Consider the following 20821-nt stretch of genomic DNA (forward strand, 5'->3'; position numbering starts at 1 on the left):
AAATATAGTTTTCGTATGTACGAAAATGCAGTTTGTATGGATGCGGGATTAAAGGTGTTCGACCGGGATCCTCCGGTCGAAACCCGCTTTGACGCCCTTTATATCCCCCGTATCCCGGGGCATTACGATGCCGAATTCGGACTTTATGATCCCTATGGACGTTTGATCCAGACTGCTGGTCCGCGTCGTGGCTGGCCCAACGCCAGTCTGGGCCAAAACCAGAGCTGCTGTGTCAGCCCCTCATCGGCCTTCCCCACAGCACCCGACCCGCTCTATTTCTATGGCGGCAATATCACCAATCATTTCGGTCATTTCCTCACTGAAACCCTGCCGCGGTACTGGGTTGGACGGCAGGGCTACCAGGGGTTGAGGATACTGGTCCATGCCGAGAAATCGCTTGAGGAGCTCTTTTCTCTCACGTGGATAAAGGCGCTTTTCGACCTCCTTGGTCTGTGCCGCGACGATTTTGTGGTGCTCGACCGGCCCACGCGCCTGCGTGCGGTCATCGTTGCCGGTTCGGCTTTTGAGGAAAATCATTTCGCCCATCATGCGCTGGCGCGGTTCTGCAATGACCTTGGGGAACGCTATGGCGAGCAAATGACGGGCTCGGCTCCGCTCTACCTCACACGCTCGGGGTTCCAGAGCCAGATGCGCGTCATCCTGGGTGAAGATGAGGTCGCGACCCGACTTCACCATGCAGGCTTTATGGTGATCTCACCGGAGGCCTTGTCGATCAGGCAGCAGGTCGGGCTGTTCTCTTCCCATCGTCCGACGGCAGGATTTGTCGGGTCGGCTTTTCACAACAGCATTTTCTGCGCTCGACCCATCGGGGTAGCCCTGTGCTGCGATGGGCTGGTGTCTTCCAACTATGTGCTCATGGATCAGGTCAATCGCGCCAGAATTATCTATGCCCAGACCCCCGGCATCAGGACGGAGAAGTTTGTTATCGGAGAGCCGGCAATCTACCGCCTCACCGATCCCCCAAGGGTCGCGCGCCATTTCTGCGACCTGGTGCAGCAAGGTGCCTGGGCTCAGGTAAAAGATGATGATCCCCCGATCAGGATTGACCGAATGCCTGATCGGGCCTTGCGTACGGCCCACGATACCTGTCTCCAGATTGACCGGCAGACAGGGTTGCTGCGGCATGGATCCGGCGGCGGGGCGCGTATCGAGAAGGTGCTTGTCAGTCTGGACGATCACGGCTGGGCCGCCCTGACGACGTCGACGGGGGATTGTCTGTCAGTGGAGCAGAACGTGCAGCAGGGTGCGGTTGTCTTCTTTCGCTACCAGCGCCTTGCACATGACAGGGTCGCCCTGAAAAACCATGCCACCGGGCGCTTCCTGTGCGCCTTGCCCGATGGGCGTGTCTGCTGCGATCGTCTTGTGCCAGACGGATGGGAGCAATTCACGCTGGTTGTGCCCTGATCCCATTCGGGCTGGTACCCGATCACGCGGTCAGTTCAAAAGGTAAAAGGCGCAGGCCGAAACCGTGATGGTGACGGGCAGGGTCAGCAGCCATGCCAGAGCGATTTTCGCGAGCATACGCATATTGATGCCCGATCCGGCGGCAACCATCGTACCTGCTACACCTGAGGTGATGATATGCGTGGTTGAAACCGGCAATCCGGTATAGCCCGCTGAGGCAATGAGGCCAGCGCCGACGAGTTCCGAGGCAGCCCCCTGTGCGGGGGTCAGATGCTGCTTGCCTATGCCCTCTCCCAGCGTCTTGACGATGCGGCGGTACCCCACCATCGTGCCGACACCAAGACACAAGGCGCTGAGTACACGGACCCAGTAAGGCGCATATTCGACGGTCGGGCGAAGCGCCTTGGCAAGCCGGGTGCTCGTCTGTTTCTCCTGCGACGAAGAGGCCGGATTGGCACTGACATCCCGCAGTCCTGAGAGAATTTCATAAACGTCGCCGCGGATCTGGGCCGGTGTTGCGGGTGTGGTGACCATTTTCAGGCGGTCGATGGAGGCCAGTGCGTCCGGCTTGAAGCTGTAGCGGTCATATTGGGCGATCAGGGGCCTCGCCTCCTGCGCCATCTGGGCCAGAGCCGCGCGATCGGTCGGATGATCCGGGTTCATGGCATAAGTGGCGGGCATCAGGCCGATGATTGTCAGCATGATAAGCCCGATGCTCTTTTGCCCATCATTGCTGCCATGCGAGAAGCTGACGGAAGTGCAGGTCAGGATCAACAGCGCCCGGACAATCGGGTTTGGGCTCTCATCGGGTTTTGGGGGGGTGAAAAGAGCTGGCATCCGCACAGCGAAGCGAATGAGCAGATAGAGCAGGCCGGCCAGAAAAAAGCCGAGCAGCGGCGAGATGGCAAGCGCACGCAGGACTTTCCAGATCTGCCCCCAATCCACGCTATGACCCAGATCACGCGCATGCAGAAACGAATCCCCGATAGCGATGCCGATCAGCGCCCCGATCGTGCAATGCGAGGACGAGTTTGGAATCCCGAACCACCAGGTGCAGAGATTCCAGGCCAGTGCTGTACCGAAAAGCGCCACCAGCATCGGCACCGCCGGGTTGCCATTGGGAGGTGTCAGCACATCGGGCGGGAGTAGCTCGACCAGCGCATACGCCACGGCAATGCCGCCCAGCAGCACACCCAGCAGGTTCATGAGCCCTGACCAGATAACAGCCACACGGGGCTTGAGCGAGTTGGTGTAGATCACCGTTGCAACCGCGTTGGCCGTATCATGAAAGCCATTGGCAAATTCGAAGAGACAGACAAGCAGGAAGCAGATCGCGAGCATGATCAGCGATCCCGTGGAGGAAGGAGCAAAGTGAAGCATCGATCAGGAAGCCCTTGCAGCAGGATGCTCCCAATCTCTGTCAGCGTTGACGTTTGTGAAAGACTTTGACGCAGGGTTTCTCTGAAACTTCATGATTGCAGGGGAGAGGGACGCGATCTCGCCAGAGTTCGAGCCTGTTCTCCACCAGGGGGCGCCGCCGCAAAGGGTCTCCTGCTTCTGCCTGCGCCCATTCCGGGTCATGTCTCTCCCACCAGCGGGGGGATATTATGCGAAGGTTTCTCTTGTTCTGTTGGTCGTCTGAACCTGTTTTGCGGCTTTCAAGAGAGTGACACAGCTTTTGGTGACCGATATCCGGGCGCTTTCTCACAAGGTCACCACGAGCTTGCGCGCAGAGACACCGCGGCGCTGTTGTTCCATGGCTTCTGGAACGTGGCCAAGACCATGCCCGACAACATGGGCGGGCGGCATGGCTTTATAAGCATCCTGTGCGAGCGCTTTGGGCAGGTAAGTCTCGTAAATCATCGGCCCGACGTCGTTGTGGATAAGAGAGCCGGCCCAGATCATCCTGGTGGCTGCCCCAAGGCGGTAGGATCGTAGCGTCAGGGCAAGATTGCCCATGATCATTCTGGCGACGGAAGGCACCAGTTTGCGCCACCGTCCCTTTCCGGCTGGAACACTGTCGAACGATGTAGGCGGTGTGGCCTGAGCCACGAAGCGCCGACCTGTGCTTTGGGCAAGGATATCCATACAGGCCTTCGCCGATCCCTGGCCGATTGCGATGGCACCAGCCATCTTTCGCCCACGCAACGCCCCGATAATCGCGCGTTTGACGTCAGGGCTGTTATAATCGAACGCCTCGCTTGCACCGAGCGACCGGACATAGCCGAAATTATGAGGGCTGCATGTGGTAATGACCTCATAACCCGATGCACGGGCAAGCTGTATGGCGTTGCTGCCTACGCTGGTCGAACCACCCCAGACGAGCAGGGTCTCTCCGGTCGGGACCGGGTTGATCTGCGGTGCAGCGAGGTCAAGGAAGTCCTTCTGGTACATGCCACATGCTGCTGTGGACAGCCCCAGAGGAAGGACGGCCGCCTGTTCATAGGAGAGGTGCGCCGGTATGGGCGCGGTCATATGCGCGAGCAGCAGCACTTTTTCCTGAAAAGCCCCTTCGGCAGCCCGGTTGCGGCTTTTTTCAAGCCCTGCGGCATGCCCGACTACGCGATCTCCCGGGGCGAAGCGCGTCACGCCTGCGCCAATAGCGAGAACCTCGCCAGCCACATCGGTACCCGGCACAGCGGGGTAGGTCAGATAGGACGTTATCACGTCGCCCATCGTCTGGATGTAGCGATCGAACGGATTGACGGCGACCGCATGGGCGCGAATGACGATCTCGCCCGGGCCCGGCGCAATAGCGGGCGCAGGACCCACAATCAGCCCACGACGTTTTGCGGGCAGCCACAGGGCAGCATGTTCAACCATGAGGTGCGTCCTTTCTGATAGCGCTGACCATGATCTAGGCGTAATCAACATGGACCCTCCATGCTTGATGGTCGGTATTCTCGTCGCGATCGTCTGAGACTGATGGACCCGCTTTCCGATATCCTCACGCTGATGCGCCCGGGTGGCTATGGCTTTCGTGGTCTGGCAGCCGGGGGCGACTGGGCGCTGTCTTTTCCGGCAGCAGAGGGGCTGCGCTGCTTTGCAATCGAGGCGGGAAGCTGCTGGTTCCGCTTCGCGGGAGATGAAGCGCCTGTGTGTCTGCAAGAAGGTGATCTCGTGCTGATGGCTGCAAGGCGGGAGGTCTTTCTCTTTTCGTCTGCGGCGGTCGATCCTGTCGATGCCATAGCCCTCCTGACAAGCGTGCCGCCGGGCGCGCTGGCGACACTCAACGGGGGCGAGGCCTGTCGGGGTATTGGTGGATTTTTCGGGTTCGAGGGGGTGGCGCTCGATAGCCTGCTCGACGCCGTTCCACCGCTTTTGCATATCCATGCTGATGCCACCAAGGCTGTGCTTCGCGATGGTATACGGCGCCTTATGCGGGAGCTTGGGACACCGCGCCCGGGTGGTGCGCTTCTTGCCAGTCATCTGGCTCAGGCGCTTCTGGTGGAAGCCTTGCGCGCCCATCTCAAAGAAGGCATGGCGCGACAGGGGTGGCTCGCAGCATTGGCTGTTCCGGCCATGAACCTAGCGCTTGGCGCCATGCATGCAGATGTCGCCCGGCGTTGGACGCTGCGCGAACTTGCCGGTGTGGCGGGCATGTCTCGAGCAAGCTTTGCCGCGTATTTCCGGCGCGTCACGGGTGAAACGCCCATCGCTTATCTGACCCGCTGGCGCATGATGCTCGCAGCGGATCGAATAAGGCATTCGCCCCTCACACTGGGCGAGGTGGCTCTTTCGGTTGGCTATGAATCTGAGAGCGCATTTGGCGCGGCGTTCAAGCGGGCAATGGGCCAATCACCCCGCGCCTATGGCCGGGATTCGGAATCAGGACGCCCGAGAGAGAGCCGATAATTTTTTTTCTAAAGGTGAGAAAGGCGCATCCGGCTCTGCATGGGAACGCGGCAGGTCCACGTTAAACCGATCAGGAGCGGGTCGCATGGCCTAGGGAAAGACACTGCCTCGGGCCTTAAGCGCACAGCCTAGCCCATGAATTGCCGGGGGGTATGGCGCCCCCCGGTAGAAAAATCAGCGTCCGAGTTTACGCAGCTTCTCGCCGCTCATCAGGCGCTTTTCAATCACTTCAAGCGACATACCCTTGGTTTCCGGCACGAAAAGGAAGGTGAGCAGGATGAACGAGGCATTCAGTCCGGCGAACAGCCAGAACGTGCCGGAGGTTCCGAACGTGTTCATGAGCGTCAGGAAGCTGGCGCCCACAACCATATTGGTGATCCAGTTGGTGAGCGTCGAGAGCGAGATACCCAGATTACGCCCCTGCATCGGCTGGATTTCGGAGCAGAGCACCCACATGAGAGGACCTGCTGACATGGCAAAACCCGTGCAGAACAGCAGCAGCAGGAAAATGGCGATGAATTTCGATGTCTCACCGGACATGTCCGTGTTGAGCAGCACGGCAAGCGCAGCCATACCCAGCGCCATGACGGAAAAGCCGATATAAAGAATGGGCTTGCGGCCCCATTTATCGACAAGACCAACCGCGATGAACGTCGCGAGCATGTTCACCAGACCGATAATGGCCGTGCACCACATCTGCGATGTGGCATCGAATCCGGCGCTCGAGAGGATTTTGGGCGCGTAATACATGATGATATTGATGCCGGCGAGCTGCTGCATGGCTTGCAGCATGATGCCGAGCGCGATCGAGCGACGGAAATTCGAGTTCGTCTTGAGCAGTTCAAAGCCGTGCTGCTTGATTTCAAGCTGCTCGCGAATGGCCTTGATTTCCTTCGCGGCCTCAAGCGGGTCTTCACGCAGGGAGAGCAGCACTTCCCGCGCTTCCTTGTGACGTCCCTGCATGATCAGCCAGCGCGGGCTGTAGGGCAGGAAAAGCACGCCGATCAGGAAGAGGCCAGCCGGGATGGCAGCCACACCGAACATCCAGCGCCAGTTGCCGCTATAGGAGAAATAGGTGTTGGACAGGAAGGCGAGGAAAATACCGACTGTCACCATCAGCTGGTAGGTCGATACCATTGCGCCGCGTGTTGCCTCACTGGCGATTTCCGACAGGTAGAGGGGGGCGGTGAAGGCTGAGATACCAACGGCCAGCCCCATGACCACGCGAAAAATGATCATGGAGGGAATGGACCAGCTCAGCGCACAACCGATGGAGCCGATGACAAAAATCGACGCACCCGCGATGAGCGAGCGCTTGCGGCCGAGCGCATGAGACATCCAGCCCGCGGCAAGCGCGCCTACGGCAGCACCCGCCATCATGGAACTCACCACCCATTCCTGGGCAAAGGTTGAGGCATTGAACTGCTTGGCGAAGAAATCGAGCGCACCGGCAACCACGCCGATATCAAGACCTGACATCAAACCCGCAAGCGCGGCCAATACCCCGATTACGATGATCTTGAACTTGGTTGCATCGAAAACCGACGCCAGCACGCCATCTGAGTTTCCGGCATCTGTATCTATCGCCATCTTTAGGTCTTATCCTTTACCGGCGGCACGCAGTGTGCCGACTTCTCGTCCATTCCAGTTTCTCATGACCTGATGCGACAATCCGGCGAGCACCTCGCGGTCCTGGTCAGACCAGTGCGCGTCTTCCAGGTCGAGCAGAAGGGCGGCAAGCGCCACTTCGGCTGCCCGGTTTGCCCCGTCATCGGTCTTGATCGCAATTCCCAGCCCCAGCTCGGGCAGAGACGCGACCATGACCCCTTCTGCACCCATCTTGCAGAAGATTCGGTTACCGAAATGCGTCATCAATGTCGTATCGAAACGTCCGCTCCCTGCCACCATGAAGGGATTGGACGCGACTGCTGAACGCAGGCGTGACGCTGCCGACGCATCGCTTTGTGAAAAATTTTTGCCTGTGCCAAATCGGGCAAAACCCGTGGCCAGAGCCGCCAGAGGAACGGCGTAGGTTGGCATGGAACACCCATCCAGCCCGCGGTTTTCGTCATTATGCGGGGTCGAGGTCGCCATGACGAGCGCCTCGGTTACCTGACGCTGCGCCTCGTGGGACGGATCGATATACCCCTTCGGATCGAGAGACTGGTCAATGGCGAGGCAGATCAGCCCGGCATGTTTGCCAGAGCAGTTGTTGTGCAGCGCGTTTGGCACGCCGCCCGAGGCCGCAAGTGCCTGGGCTGCCTTGTCATAGGTGGGCCAGTGCGCCCCACATTCCAGACAGGTCAGACCCTGACCCGCCTTGTCGAGCATGGCAGCCGCCGTCTCGGCATGGCGGGGCTCGCCATTATGCGAGGCACAGGCCAGAGCAAGCTCGGCGTCAGTCAGGCCAAGACGATCGGCCGCGCCTGTGGCGACAAGCGGCAGGGCCAGCAGGGCTTTGACCGTCGAGCGTGGAAAGACGGGTTTGTCGATGGCACCCAGACCATGAACGACGCGACCGGCATCATCCATGACAGCAATGCGCCCGAGGTGGCGTGATTCAACGCGGCCGCCGCGTGTGACTTCGGCGATAGCGATATCGTCCATGACGGTTTCCTTGAAAGCTGGAAGGGCCCGGACTCAGCCGAGCGGTATCTGTCTCGACAGCAGATAGCAGGATGCGCCCAGACGTGCACTCATGTCGGGGTCATTTTCGAGCCACGGTGCGACATGGGCCTGGCGCACACGCAGAAGAACGGGCTGCGCTCCGTCTTCTGTTTGCGCATGGTCGATCAGCAGCGCCAGCACGGCGGGGCGGGTGCATAGCAGGAGGGGGAAGCGTGCATCGAGGGGCAGCCCGTCCTGAAGTAATGCCTCGCTCGCTTCAGCGCTTGTCAGGCAGTAAAGCCAGCCATCGTCTTTTTCACGGTCGGAAAAGGCCCTTGTCGTGACCAGCAGGAGGGGAGCCTCCTCGGGGTCGAGACGGGTGCGTCTGACGGGCGGTACATAATCGAAAAGGTCGGGCTGGGTGCTGTCAGGGGACACCAGGCCGGGTAGCGTCCTGCGTGTGTGGCGAGCGGCAGGGCGCGAGCGGCTTTCGCCATCGGTAAAGGGGAGCTTTCCCGAGGAGGCCATCAGAAGCGGCTTTGACCGATCAGCCTTTCTGGCACGTTGCGCATAGCCCTTCGATCTCGACAGTGGACTGGTGCGGCCTGAATCCGATCCTTGCGGCAGCCCGTGAAATGGCGTGGGAGATCTCGCTATCCTCCACCTCGCTCACCATGCCGCAGCCACTGCAGATCAGAAACTGGGCGCGATGGCCGCACCCATGACCATGATGACATTCCAGACGATGCGCACAGCCAATGAAGGCGCTCATACGCTCGATACGATGGATCAGCCCTTGCGCGAGCAGGAAGTCGAGTGCCCGATAGACAGTGGGTGGGGCGGCATTGCGCTGATACTGCCTGAGATGGTCGAGAATCTCATAGGCCCCTACGGGCTTGCTGCTTTCCAGAATAAGGCCGAGCACCAGTCGTCTGATTTCTGTCAGGCGGCTGGCACGCGTCGCGCAGAAAGACGCTGCACGGTCCAGCAGGGCCTGTGTGTCTGCCGAAAACGCGGGCTGATCTGTCGTTGCCGTAAGGGTGAGCATCTGGAAATTCCTTTTCCGGCTTGTCCTGACCAGAGTTCCGCCTCTATATCGCGTATCCCAGTCGTTATAATATAACTAAAGGCGACTTTTTTGCGCCAGCTTCTGCTCATCATGCTCTGTGCCCTCGCCCTGCACGGCCTTGCCGGAACCAGCCGGGCGCAGTCTGCTGCCGGTACACCGGTCGCAACGCAGCCGCCCAAGGCCCGGATTTTCTGTGCCGAAGCGCTCTGGTGCGATCTCGCCACAGGGCTGGGGGGGGATTCTGTCAGCCCTGCCAGTGTCCTGACCTCACCGCGCATCGACCCGCATGATTTTCAGGTCACGCCTGATATGGCGCTTACTCTGGCGCAATCCAGTCTCGTAGTGATGACGGGTGGCCATTATGATGACTGGATGACCCCGCTGCTGGATGCCCAGCCCAATGCGGCGCGTCGTGTCATATCGGCATTCGATCTTGCCGGGCTGAAGCCGGGTGACAACCCGCATCTCTTCGATGACCCCGAGGCTGTCGGCCGGGTGGTGGATGCCCTTGCCCGTGACCTTGCGGCGCTGCTTCCCCACAAGGCAGACGATATTGCCGCCGCACAGGCGCGGTTTCACCAGATGCTCGATGGCTTCAATGCCCGGCTGAAAATCCTGCGTCCCCGCACGCAGGGCATGAAGATTGCTGTTACAGAGCCCGTTGGGGGACCCCTTTTTGCGGCGCTTGGTCTGGAGATTATCGATCCGGACTTTGCGCTGGCGGTCATGAATCATGTTGATCCTGCGCCGCGCGATGTGGCGCGGCTGGAAGAGGCCATTCAGCAGAAGGCCGTCAAGGCGCTTGTCATCAACCCGGCGGTCGAGACGCCATCCATCTCGCGCCTGATCGCGCTGGCCCATCGCTCCGGTATTGCTGTCGTGGCCTTTGACGAGTTTCCAGCCCCCCCTCTGCTGTGGCAGGACTGGATGACCGTGCGGCTCAACCGGCTTGCAGCCGCGCTGGACATTCGTAACTGATTGGCCATGACTGATCTGCCCGCTGCCCTGACCCTGCATGATGTGACCCTGGCCCATGGCAGCCGGGTCCTGTTTGCACAGGCCAATCTTACCTTGCAGGCCGGAAGCTTCATCGTGCTGGACGGGGCGAACGGTCATGGCAAGACGACGTTGCTGCGAGCAATGCTGGGTCTGCACCGCCCTCAGCAGGGGCGAATTGAGGTGCTGGGCCGCAATCCTGCTGCCATAAGAGGGCAGATCGGTTACATGCCTCAGGATCGTCGTCTGCCTGCGCCACAGATGACCGGCCATGCGCTCTTGGCGGCCTCATGGCGGGGGGCCTCTTTCGGCCTGCCGGGCTGGGGCGGGAAACTGAATGCCCGTATCGGGGCTGCTTTGACTCTCACAGGAGCCGAGGCCCTGGCCCGGCAACCGCTCAGCCAGCTTTCAGGTGGGGAGCGGCAACGGCTTTTCCTTGCCGAGGCCCTGCTGGATAGCCCGTCCTTTCTTGTTCTGGACGAGCCATTGAGCGGTATGGATACGCAATGGCAGACGCGGATTTTATCCATGCTGCACAAACGATGCTGCGACACCGGCATGTCGGTTCTCATGTCTTGCCACGGGCTCGACGCCGTCCGGCCCTTTGCCGATCATCTGCTCCGGATCAGTGATCAGAAACTGGAGCTTCATGATGCTGCATTATGAGTTCATGCAGAATGCCTTCATGGCGTCGGGCGTCGTGGCGCTTCTGTGCGGGCTGGTGGGGTGGTTTCTGGTATTGCGCGGCCAGAGTTTTGCGGGGCATGCGCTCTCGCATATCGGCTTTGCAGGGGCCACCGGTGCCGTACTTATCGGCATGACGCCTTTGACAGGCATGGTGCTCTCTGCTCTGGCGGCAGGGCTGGTGCTCGGCTGGGAGCCGCAGGGCGATCTGCGGGCCAATGCGGCGAGCGCCAGTCAGCGAGATAGTGTGATCGGCCTTGTGCTGGCTGCCAGCCTCGGGCTTGGCCTGCTGTTCCTGCAGATGGCCCATACACCTGCCAGTAGCACCACGGCCCTGCTTTTTGGCAATGTGCTTGGTGTGGACCGGGCGACCTTGCGTATGTTGCTGTTGCTTGGTGGTGTGTCTCTGGCCGGGCTTTGCGTGCTGGGTCGGCCCTTGCTGTTTGCCAGCCTCGACCCTGACCTTGCAGCAGCCAAAGGCGTGCGGCTGCGCGTTGTGGCCTGCGGCTTCATGATGCTTGTTGCGCTGGCTACTGCCATAGGCTCGCGCACGATCGGAATTCTGCTGGTGTTCAGCCTGCTGGTCGGGCCGGCCTCATGCACCCTGCGCCTTGGTCTCTCACCCTGGGTGGGCCTGCTGGTTTCGGCGTCTCTGGCGCTGGTCCTGTCCTGGGGTGGACTTGTTGTTGCGTGGTATACCGGGGTACCGGTCTCGTTTTGTATCAGCGCGGGGGCGGCGCTTTGCTATCTGCTGGCACGGGGTATCGCGAGCGCCGGGCTTCTGTCAGCTTCGCGTCCATGATGCGGGCTGTATGTCACCGGTGATGTTGATACGTGACTATGCGGCCAAACACTCTGCCGTGAACCCGTTTTTGTGTCTGGTGCTGCAATGGACCTGACCATTACCCAGCCAGAGGAGAGTTGATACCGACGCTCAGTCCAGATGCCAGTCGAGTACCATGATTCCCACGACGAATACCGCAAGCACAACATGCATGATGATCAGTTCACGCACATTGATTGTCGGTACATCAGGTTTGGGCTTGTGTGGCTTCGCCATGAATGGCTCCTTCTTGTTTTTTGCATACTGATCCTAAACCAGTTTGCTGGTCTCTTGTTATATCGTCATGAAAAATAATTCAGAGACAACTGACGCCGGGCTGAGCCATCATGACGATCATCCGATCGAGGTCTCTCCCTATGCAAAATATATCCTGATTCTGGCGGCTGTGGTCGCTGCAATCTGTGGCGGTCTGTATGGCTACGATACCGGAATCATCTCCGGTGCGCTGCTGCTGATCTCCGATGATTTTCATCTCAGCAGCACCATGCAGGAGATGGTGGCTTCGGCCATTCTGGCAGGCGCCATTCTTGGCGCGCTCGCAGCCGGGTCCTTCTCCGAGAAATACGGACGACGCGCCTGCGTGACGCTGGTCAGCGGCGTGTTTGTGCTTGGGGCGCTGGCCTGCGCCTTCTCGCCCGATGTCTGGCTGCTGATCATCTCACGCGTGTTCCTCGGCTTCGCCGTGGGCGGTTCCACGCAGGTCGTGCCGATGTATATTTCGGAGCTCGCACCGGCGGAGAAACGCGGCACACTGGTCACGATGTTCAATGTGGCCATCGGGCTTGGTATCCTTCTGGCCAACATCATTGGCTATACCGAGCGCGAGGCCTGGGGCTGGCGCCCGATGGTGGGCCTTGCCGCCGTGCCTGCTGCCATTGTCTTTGTCTCCATGTTTTTCATGCCCAAGAGCCCACGCTGGACTGCTGAAAATGAAGGCATGAAGCGCGCTATCATCGAGCTCGGGCGCATCCGTACATCGAAAAAGGTGATCCGCAAGGAAGTGCGCGAGATGCGCGAGAACGCGGAATCCGCCGATCCGCGCAATCGTGGCTGGAAGGGACTGTTCCGGCCCTGGGTGCGTCCGGCCCTTGTTGCCGCTCTGGGCGTGGCCTTCTTCACCCAGTGCGGCGGTCTGGAAATGATGATCTATTACGCGCCTACCTTTCTGCGCGATGCGGGATTCGGCGCTTCATCGGCGCTCATGGCCTCGCTGGGTGTGGCCATCACCTATTGCATCATGACCTTCATCGGCTGTCTGATTGTCGACCGGGTCGGTCGCCGTCGCCTCATGCTGATCATGGGGCCGGGTTCCATTGTCAGTCTGATTGGTCTGGGGATTGTCTTTGCCATGCACCCTGCTGCAGGCAGCGCGGGCTCCTATCTGGTGATCGTGTTCCTGCTGCTGTTCATGGCGTTCAATTCGGGCGGCATCCAGGTCTGTGGCTGGCTGCTTGGCGCCGAGATGTTCCCGCTTTCCATGCGTGGCCAGGCCACCAGCCTCCACGCTGCAACGCTCTGGGGCTCTGACCTGCTGGTGACGGGCACGGCGCTGACGCTGGTGCAGCTCATCACACTGGGAGGCACCATGTGGTTCTATGCGGCGGTCAATCTGGCCTCTGTGGCGTTCATCTTCTTCTTCGTGCCAGAAACAGCCGGCGCCACGCTTGAAGATATCGAGCTTGCCCTGCACGAAAAGCGCTTTCGCCCCAGTAGGGGGCAGACACGCATCGTTTCTGAGGACGTTCAGGAAGAGGCCGCCGCCTGAGCCATACAGATCCAAGGGGGCAGTTCGCGTGACGATGGGGGTGGCCTTTGAGGGAGGGGCCACCCCTTTTTCGTGAAACTGGCATTGCGCCGCAGAAATCGCTAAAAGCGGGCTCTGAATGACGATTGCCCATTCGACCGCAACGCCTGCACGCCAGGGAAATCCATGCGGATCGGGCGAGAAGTAGGATCAAGATGAGCTGGCTGACCGAATACGTTCGACCGAAAATCCGTGGCCTTCTGCAGCGCGAAGTGCCGGAGAATTTGTGGACCAGCTGTGAGTCCTGCTCGCAGATGATCCTGATCAAGGATCTCGAGAAGGCCCAGCGCGTCTGCCCCCATTGCGGCCATCATGGCAAGGCGCTGGCCAATGAGCGCCTTCAGTGGACCTTCGATGACGGCAAATATACCAAGATCGAGCTGCCCAAGGTTCCCAGCGATCCGCTCGGCTTTCGTGACCAGAAGAAATATGCCGACCGCCTGAAGGACGCCAAGACCAAGACCCACCTTGATGAGTCTCTGGCTGTGGCCCACGGCAAGATCGGTGGTCATGATGCCGTGGTGGCCGTCATGGCCTATGAATTCATGGCAGGCACCATGGGCACGGCTCTTGGCGAAGCCTTCATTGCAGCCTGCCGTCTGGCCGTGCTGCAGAAGGCAGCGCTGGTGATCTATACCGCCTCGGGTGGTGCCCGCATGCAGGAGGGCGTTCTTTCGCTCATGCAGATGCCGCGCACGACCATTGGCGTCCAGATGCTCAAGGATGCCGGTCTGCCCTATATCGTTGTGCTGACCAACCCGACCACGGGCGGTGTCTCGGCTTCCTTCGCCATGCTGGGCGATGTGCAGATTGCCGAACCCGAGGCGCTGATTGCCTTTACCGGCCCGCGCGTCATTCAGGATACGGTGCGTGAGAAGCTGCCCGAGGGCTTCCAGCGTTCCGAGTATCTGCGTGACCACGGCATGGTGGACATGGTTGTGGCGCGCCCCGAGCTTCAGACCATGCTCGGCCGTCTGATTGGCATGATGATGAACAAGCCTGCTGCTGCCCCTGAAGCAGCCTGACCGGCTCTGCTCCCTGCTGGCCCCGTCCTGCGCAACCGGGCGGGGTTTTTTCTTTCGCTCCCACACGGATTGACCCATGACGACCCAAGCCGCCCCGGCCAGACTCAGCGATGAATATGAGGGCCGGACCGGTGTCGTGCTGGCCCGTGTGCAGGCGCTTTATCCCAAGCTGATCGATCTCTCCCTTACGCGGCTGCACGCCCTGCTCGACAAGCTGGGCAACCCTGAACGCGCGCTGCCGCCCGTCATTCACGTGGCCGGGACGAATGGCAAGGGCAGTACCTGCGCCACCCTGCGCGCCATAGCCGAAGAGGCCGGGCTGCGCGTTCATGTCATGACCAGTCCGCATCTGGTGGACGTGACGGAGCGGTTTCGCGTCGCGGGCACACTGGTGACCGAAGAGGCACTGGTTGCGACACTGGAGGAAATCGAGCGCATCAATAATGGTGCGCCTATTACCGTGTTCGAGGTTCTGACGGCGGCGGGTCTGTTGCTGTTCGCACGAACACCTGCGGATCTGACGATTCTCGAAGTCGGTCTGGGTGGTCGTCTGGATGCGACCAATGTTGTTGCGCGCCCGATCGTGTGTGTGATCACGCCGGTCGATCTCGACCATCAGGCCTTTCTGGGTGAAACACTCGGTCTGATCGCTGCCGAAAAGGCTGGTATCATCAAGCCGGGTGTGCCGGTTGTATGCGCTCTCCAGCATGATGAGGCACGACATGTGATCGAGGCCCAGGCCGCGTCCTGCAAGGCCCCTTTGTGGGAGGTCGGACGGGATGTAACCTGCAATCGTAATCCTGATGGCACCCTGACCTATCAGGATCCGCTTGGGGGCCTGTCACTCCCGGCACCGGGGCTGAAGGGCGTGCATCAGGTTGCGAACGCCACTCTGGCCGTGGCCGCCCTGCGGGCCAGCGGTTTCCCCCTGCCTGACCAGGCCTGGACTGGAATCGCCCAGACGCAATGGCCCGCCCGATTGCAGCGTCTGGAAGGCAGGCTTGCCGCCCTTTTGCCCGCAGGGTGGGAGTTGTGGCTCGATGGGGGGCATAACCCCAATGCTGGCGAGGCGCTCTCGGCCACGTTGGCCGATTGGTCCGACCGTCCGTTGCATGTCATTGTTGGCATGAAGCAGAGCAAGGATGCTGCGGGTTTTCTCCGCCCCGTACAGCGTCATGCGACGACACTTCATGCTGTGGCAGAAGAGGGTCAGCACCTTGCTTTGCCCGTAGAAGCCATCATCGAGGCCTCAGGTGGTCACGCTGTTGCCGGGCCGACGATCGCAGCGGTCCTCCCCCGCTTCGAGGGGCCACCAGCGCGGGTGCTGATCTGCGGCAGTCTCTATCTGGCAGGTGTGGTTCTGAAGCAGGATGGCACATTGCCTCGCTGAGATGTGTTCAGCGCCTGATCGCAGGGAAATGAGATTATGGTGCTGTCAGATGAACCGTCACGCCCTGATCTATCAAAGCAAAAGTCTCTCACGGTGTATCAGACTCAATTGTTGTCGTATCTATTCGTCTAATGAAAACGAAAAAGAACAGGATGACGAATAATGAGTGTCCGCAGGTGCTCGTATATTTTATGGCAATGATCAGGTAGAGCCATATCCATCCTGCCTCAGACGCGGCGAATGCAAGCGAGGCGCGCAAGGGCGGAATGGAGGAGTGAGAGATGCGTTACCTCGTAACCGGCGGGGCTGGGTTTGTAGGCAGCCATGCCGTGCTGGGCTTGCTGGATGCCGGGCACGAGGTCGTTGTTGTCGATAATCTCAGCACAGGCCATCTGGCGGCCGTGCCATCGGGTGTGACGCTTCATCAGATCGATATGATGGATGCGCAGGCTCTGGACGCGGTGGTCGGCAGTCAGGATTTCGATGCGGCCCTGCATTTTGCGGCAATCTCACTCGTCGGTGAGAGCATGGCCGATCCTCTGCGCTACTTCGAACAGAACTATATCTCGTCCCTCAACCTCATTCGCGCGCTGGTCAGGCATGATGTGCGCAAGCTTGTATTCTCCTCGACGGCTGCGCTTTTTGGTGGTCCCGAGCGTGATGCCCCGATCCCGGAAAATGCACTGGTCGATCCCGGCTCCCCCTATGGGGAGAGTAAATACATGATCGAGCGGGTGCTGCACTGGGCCGATCGCATCCACGGTTTGCGTAGTGCCTGCCTGCGCTATTTCAATGCAGCTGGCGCCGATGTTCTGGGCCGCGCCGGGGAAGACCATCGGCCCGAGACGCATCTTGTGCCAATTGCCATCGACGCTGCCCTAGGGCGTCGCCCGCACCTGAGCGTTTTCGGTACCGATTATCCAACCCGTGATGGCACATGCGTGCGCGATTACCTGCATGTTGGCGATCTCTCGACCGCGTATCAATGCGCTCTCGCCAGCATCGATGATCGCAGCGTGCTCTACAACATTGGAAGCGGACGCGGATTCTCCAATATCGAAGTCATCCGTGCCGTCGAACGCGTCAGTGGTCGCAAGCTACCATGGGATGCCGCACCGCGACGCGGGGGTGATCCGGCGACATTGATCGCCGATTCAGGCAGTTTCCGCAAAGATACAGGATGGACACCGCGCCTGTCGGATCTCGACACGATAGTCGAGACCGCCTTTCGCTGGCGCGAGGCGCATCCCCATGGCTATGGCGGGGCGTGACAAGCCCCGGATGCGCCTTCGTCAGAACGCCCGGGCGACGCTGATAGCGGGCCGGGGTATGTAACGGCCTTTGCCGCGTACGGCGCGAAGGGTTCCATCATCCCAGACGACCTCGCCCTGGCTGATGGTTTTTCTCGCAATGCCGGTCAGGGTCATGCCTTCATAGAGCGTGTAATCGACGTTCTGATGCAGGGTGGCGGCAGAGAGGGTGCGCGAGGCAGTTGGGTCCCACAACACCAGATCGGCATCTGCCCCCGGTGCAATACAGCCCTTTTTGGGGAAGATATTGAAGATACGGGCCGTGTTGGTCGACGTGATGGCCACGAACTGCTCCGGTGTCAGGCGACCACTGACAACCCCGTGATGCCAGAGCACGCTCATGCGTTCCTCGATCCCCGGCACGCCATTGGGGATTTTCGTGAAATCATCGCGGCCGCGTTCCTTCTGGTCGCGACAGAAGCAACAATGATCCGTGGCGGTTGTCTGTAGCTGCCCCGAAACCAGCCCGCCCCACAGGGCGCGCTGATGGGATCTGGCGCGAAAGGGCGGGCTCATGACATGGCGGGCAGCGGAGAGCCAGTCCCCGTCGTGATAGACGCTCTCATCGAAAACGAGATGCTGCGGAAGTACCTCGCCATAAACCTTCATACCCTTGAGACGGGCTGCAGCGATGGCTTCCGTGGCCTCGCGGGTCGAGACATGCACGATATAAAGCGGTGTGTTCTGAAGTGTCGCCAGGGTAATGGCGCGTTGGGCTGCCTCGCCTTCGACCTCGGCGGGGCGTGACAGCGGATGGGCGTGGGGGCCGATCTCACCCGCGGCGAGAAGCTGCGCCTGAAGGAAAGACACGGCGTCACCGTTTTCGGCGTGGACGGTGCAAAGGGCACCCAGCGCGCCCGCACGGCTCATGGAGCGCAGAAACACGGTATCGTCGATCATCAGGGCGTTTTTATAAGCCATGAAGTGCTTGAAGGAGTTGACGCCGCCTTCCTGCACCAGTCGACCCATATCCTCGTGTACCTGCTCATCCCAATGCGTGACCGCGACATGGAATCCGTAATCGGCAGCGGCTTTCTCGGCCTTGCATCGCCAGTCCTGCCACGCCTCGAACAGCCGCTGCCCGGCTGCGGGTATGACAAAATCAATGATGCTGGTCGTACCACCCGCCAGCCCTGCCGCCGTGCCGGTGTAGAAATCGTCGCTCGCGGTCGTCCCCATGAACGGCATTTCCATATGGGTATGGGGGTCGATTCCACCCGGCATGACCAGCAGACCAGTGGCATCGACCAGCGTACAGCCGGTTGGCTGTTCCAGATCGGGACCTGTGGCGGCAATCCGGCCTTCATCGTCACACAGGACATCACCGCGCATACTGCGCTCGGCTGTGACGATCGTTCCACCCTTGATGAGCAGCATGACACTGTTCTCCTGTGAAAAAGCCCGGATAAAGGAACCAGCCATAATATCGTTGTAATACCGAAATCATAAGACTAGCCTGACCAGATGGTCAATCTATTGCTGGCACGCCGGGCGTCCGGCTGAATCATGCAGGATGGCCATGCCGTGAGGGTCGTGACAAGCTCGGCAGGGCGGGGCAGTCATGACAGGGTGATCATGACGGGACGACCGGAAAGGATGGCGATGACGCAGGCACACGTGAACATGCTCTCTGGGCCGTTATCGAATGAGGATCTCGCTCCTGTGTCGGAGCGGCACTGGGCCTGGAAGGACTATCTGTTCCTGTGGATGTCCAATGTTCACAGCGTTGCGGGTTACATGACCATTGGCAGCTTTTTCACCATGGGGCTGCCGGTCAGTGCTGTGCTGTCCGGGCTTCTGACGGCGGTGATCATCGTGCATGTGCTGTGCAATCTGGTGGCGGTCCCCAGCCTACGCGCTGGCGTGCCGTTCCCAGTGGTCATACGGGGGGCCTTCGGCGTGTATGGCGCGGTCGTTCCCGCGTTGGTACGTGGCGTCATTGCGGTGGGCTGGTACGGCATACAAACCTGGCTGGCCTCGAATGCGATCGTTCTGTTCATCCTGCACATGGACCCCGGTGTGATGGGCTATGCGGATTCGCATCTGCACGGTGCTCTTGGGCTGTCCCTGCTGGGCTGGGGTGCCTTCCTTTTTGTCTGGTTGTTGCAGATTGCCGTGTTCTGGCGAGGGATGGAGTCCATCAGGCACTTCATCGACTGGGCAGGGCCTGCCATTTATATTGTCATTCTCGGGCTCGATATCGCGCTTTTATGGCGCACGCACGGTGCCTTCCATCTCTCCGTTCTACCCCAGTCGATCGTCAGCTGGCCGGTCGCCCTTGCCGGGGTTTTCAGCGTGGCCTCCCTGACATTGGCCTATTTCTCGCCGATCATTCTCAATTTTGGTGATTTTGCCCGTTACGGCACGAGCATGTCTGATGTGCGTCGGGGCAATTTCTGGGGATTACCCGTCAATTTCATGGCGTTTGTCATGCTGGTTCTGACCACACTCGTTCTGGCGCGTTCTGCACTGGGGCGGCTGATCCTCGATCCGGCCGGAACCATCATGATGTTCGACAGTCCGACCATCATGCTTGTCGGGACGATCACCCTTGTCTCCGCCACGATCGGGATCAATATCTCGGCCAATTTCGTCTCGGCTGCGTTCGATTTTTCCAATATTGCCCCTGCCAGCATCTCATGGCGCAAAGGGGGGCTGATTGCCTCAATCGGGGCGATCCTGCTGACACCGTGGAATCTCTACGCTCATCCCGAGCTTATTCATCTGACACTCGATATTCTCGGACTGTTCATTGCACCGGTTACGGGCATCCTGCTGGTCGATTATTATCACGTGCAAAAAGCCAGTCTCGATTTGCCTGGTCTTTATTCCACAGCGCCTGATGGCCCGTACTGGTACCGGGGCGGCGTCAATCGGCGCGCTGTTCTGGCATTGGCGCTATCGGTGGTATTGGGGCTCATGGTGGTCTTCGTCCCCGCCCTGAATGGTGCGCAGAACTACGCCTGGGTGATCGGGCTTGTGACTGGCGGCGTGTTTCACTTCGGCCTTTCGGGCCTCAGCCCCCGCGGGGGAAGAGCGGCCTCACAAGAATCATGAAGGTTTCGAACGCGGTATCATAATCGCGCTCACCCAGAGGGGCTGTGTCGAGCAGGGCTTCGAACTGGACCTGCATATCCGCATAGGCCTGTGTTCCGGACCAGAGCAGGCACAGGAAATGGGTGGGGTCTATGGGGGTCATGAGCCCCCGTGACTGCCAGCCGAGAAAGATCGCGGCATGGCGGTCTACATGGGCGCGGAGCACGTCCTTCAGAAAGCCTTCGAGCCGCTGCCCTCCTGAAAGCAGTTCCTGAGCGAAAAGCCGCGAGCCTTCCGGCCGGGTGCGTGAAAACGCGATCTTGGCACGCAGATAGCCTTCCATGCCGTCAATCGGGTCACGATCGGCGCTGAGCCAGTGATCGGCATCATCCAGCCAGACATCGAGAAGCCTTTTGAGCGTGGCGTTGTACAGCTCCTCCTTGGAACCGAAATAATAGAGGATATTGGCCTTGGGGATGTCGCACAGCGCAGCAATCTCCTCCAGGCGCGTGCCGTTAAGGCCTCGCGTCCCGAAGGTCGTCTCGGCGGCATTGAGGATCTGGGGCAGCATCGCCTGACGCGGGGCACTGGGTCTTCTGGGCTTTTTGATTGTGTCGGCGTCAGGTGACGCTTTTGCCCTGAAGCCACGAGGGGCGAGGTCACTGCCTGCGCTGTCATGGTGACCAGAGGCGAGGTGATCCTTATGGGGCAGGATCCTTCCGGCGAGGGGCACAGTATTATCGGTCATTCCGTCCTGTCTCCTGCTTCTTGAGCCG

19 protein-coding genes are annotated in these 20821 nt (G+C 60.1%); 10 read left to right on the forward strand and 9 right to left on the reverse strand.

Annotation, left to right across the window (positions count from 1 at the left end):
• The first annotated feature begins 54 nt into the window (after positions 1–54).
• Entirely contained in the window at positions 55–1425 is a 1371-nt protein-coding gene (locus ED655_RS00835) for a glycosyltransferase 61 family protein (protein ID WP_162993333.1), read from the forward strand.
• Positions 1426–1455: 30 nt separating this feature from the next.
• On the opposite strand, the gene ED655_RS00840 is transcribed toward ED655_RS00835, so the two are convergent.
• Positions 1456–2805, reverse strand: a complete 1350-nt coding sequence (locus tag ED655_RS00840; RefSeq protein ID WP_122048624.1) for an inorganic phosphate transporter — start codon at positions 2803–2805, stop codon at positions 1456–1458.
• A 324-nt stretch (positions 2806–3129) separates the two neighbouring features.
• A complete protein-coding gene (locus ED655_RS00845) occupies positions 3130–4248 on the reverse strand; it encodes a zinc-binding alcohol dehydrogenase family protein (protein WP_122048625.1) in 1119 nt (372 codons plus the stop codon).
• Positions 4249–4308: 60 nt separating this feature from the next.
• Here ED655_RS00845 and ED655_RS00850 point away from each other — a divergent pair, with 60 nt between their 5' ends.
• On the forward strand, positions 4309–5280 hold the full coding sequence (locus ED655_RS00850) for an AraC family transcriptional regulator (protein WP_205835956.1): 972 nt from the start codon (positions 4309–4311) through the stop codon (positions 5278–5280).
• Between the two features lie 174 nt (positions 5281–5454).
• Here ED655_RS00850 and ED655_RS00855 read toward each other — a convergent pair whose 3' ends face one another.
• From ED655_RS00855 to ED655_RS00870, 4 genes are read right to left on the reverse strand one after another with little or no spacing between them, the layout of a single operon-like run.
• Positions 5455–6870, reverse strand: coding sequence for a sugar porter family MFS transporter (locus ED655_RS00855; protein WP_122048626.1), 1416 nt, complete (start codon positions 6868–6870; stop codon positions 5455–5457).
• A gap of 9 nt (positions 6871–6879) precedes the next feature.
• The gene (locus ED655_RS00860) at positions 6880–7887 is read right to left on the reverse strand and encodes an asparaginase (RefSeq protein WP_122048627.1); all 1008 of its coding nucleotides are present in this window, start codon (positions 7885–7887) and stop codon (positions 6880–6882) included.
• Between the two features lie 33 nt (positions 7888–7920).
• Positions 7921–8415: a hypothetical protein gene (locus ED655_RS00865; RefSeq protein ID WP_122048628.1), complete on the reverse strand. Its 495-nt coding sequence runs from the start codon at positions 8413–8415 to the stop codon at positions 7921–7923.
• Positions 8416–8434: 19 nt separating this feature from the next.
• On the reverse strand, positions 8435–8935 hold the full coding sequence (locus ED655_RS00870) for a Fur family transcriptional regulator (protein ID WP_122048629.1): 501 nt from the start codon (positions 8933–8935) through the stop codon (positions 8435–8437).
• A gap of 90 nt (positions 8936–9025) precedes the next feature.
• Here ED655_RS00870 and ED655_RS00875 point away from each other — a divergent pair, with 90 nt between their 5' ends.
• Genes ED655_RS00875 through ED655_RS00885 form a run of 3 tightly spaced genes read left to right on the forward strand, consistent with a single transcriptional unit; the run spans position 9026 to position 11438 of the window.
• The gene (locus ED655_RS00875; RefSeq protein ID WP_122048630.1) at positions 9026–9934 is read left to right on the forward strand and encodes a metal ABC transporter solute-binding protein, Zn/Mn family; all 909 of its coding nucleotides are present in this window, start codon (positions 9026–9028) and stop codon (positions 9932–9934) included.
• A gap of 6 nt (positions 9935–9940) precedes the next feature.
• Entirely contained in the window at positions 9941–10618 is a 678-nt protein-coding gene (locus tag ED655_RS00880; RefSeq protein ID WP_122048631.1) for a metal ABC transporter ATP-binding protein, read from the forward strand.
• Entirely contained in the window at positions 10602–11438 is an 837-nt protein-coding gene (locus ED655_RS00885) for a metal ABC transporter permease (RefSeq protein ID WP_346773202.1), read from the forward strand. The genes ED655_RS00880 and ED655_RS00885 overlap by 17 nt, the downstream gene beginning before the upstream one ends.
• A 132-nt stretch (positions 11439–11570) precedes the next feature.
• Here ED655_RS00885 and ED655_RS15945 read toward each other — a convergent pair whose 3' ends face one another.
• Positions 11571–11696 (reverse strand): hypothetical protein, encoded by a 126-nt coding sequence (locus tag ED655_RS15945; RefSeq protein ID WP_277302596.1) that lies wholly within the window; start codon positions 11694–11696, stop codon positions 11571–11573.
• A 67-nt stretch (positions 11697–11763) separates the two neighbouring features.
• Here ED655_RS15945 and ED655_RS00890 point away from each other — a divergent pair, with 67 nt between their 5' ends.
• From ED655_RS00890 to galE, 4 genes are all read left to right on the forward strand, one after another.
• Entirely contained in the window at positions 11764–13245 is a 1482-nt protein-coding gene (locus ED655_RS00890; RefSeq protein WP_122048693.1) for a sugar porter family MFS transporter, read from the forward strand.
• Positions 13246–13439: 194 nt separating this feature from the next.
• The gene (accD, locus tag ED655_RS00895; RefSeq protein WP_122048632.1) at positions 13440–14309 is read left to right on the forward strand and encodes an acetyl-CoA carboxylase, carboxyltransferase subunit beta; all 870 of its coding nucleotides are present in this window, start codon (positions 13440–13442) and stop codon (positions 14307–14309) included.
• A 76-nt stretch (positions 14310–14385) separates the two neighbouring features.
• Complete coding sequence (locus tag ED655_RS00900) at positions 14386–15699, forward strand: bifunctional folylpolyglutamate synthase/dihydrofolate synthase (RefSeq protein ID WP_122048633.1); 1314 nt, start codon at positions 14386–14388, stop codon at positions 15697–15699.
• Between the two features lie 281 nt (positions 15700–15980).
• Positions 15981–16970, forward strand: a complete 990-nt coding sequence (galE, locus tag ED655_RS00905) for a UDP-glucose 4-epimerase GalE (RefSeq protein WP_122048634.1) — start codon at positions 15981–15983, stop codon at positions 16968–16970.
• Positions 16971–16991: 21 nt separating this feature from the next.
• Here the strand turns inward: galE and hydA are convergent, their stop codons facing one another.
• Positions 16992–18386, reverse strand: a complete 1395-nt coding sequence (gene hydA, locus ED655_RS00910) for a dihydropyrimidinase (protein WP_122048635.1) — start codon at positions 18384–18386, stop codon at positions 16992–16994.
• Between the two features lie 225 nt (positions 18387–18611).
• Between hydA and ED655_RS00915 the strand changes: the two genes are divergently transcribed.
• On the forward strand, positions 18612–20066 hold the full coding sequence (locus tag ED655_RS00915; RefSeq protein ID WP_122048694.1) for an NCS1 family nucleobase:cation symporter-1: 1455 nt from the start codon (positions 18612–18614) through the stop codon (positions 20064–20066).
• On the opposite strand, the gene ED655_RS00920 is transcribed toward ED655_RS00915, so the two are convergent.
• The gene (locus ED655_RS00920; RefSeq protein WP_240993432.1) at positions 20026–20793 is read right to left on the reverse strand and encodes a TetR family transcriptional regulator C-terminal domain-containing protein; all 768 of its coding nucleotides are present in this window, start codon (positions 20791–20793) and stop codon (positions 20026–20028) included. The two genes, ED655_RS00915 and ED655_RS00920, sit on opposite strands and share 41 nt — an antisense overlap.
• Positions 20794–20821: the final 28 nt, after the last annotated feature.

Source organism: Asaia bogorensis (genome assembly GCF_900465345.1).
GTDB classification, from domain to species: domain Bacteria; phylum Pseudomonadota; class Alphaproteobacteria; order Acetobacterales; family Acetobacteraceae; genus Asaia; species Asaia bogorensis_A.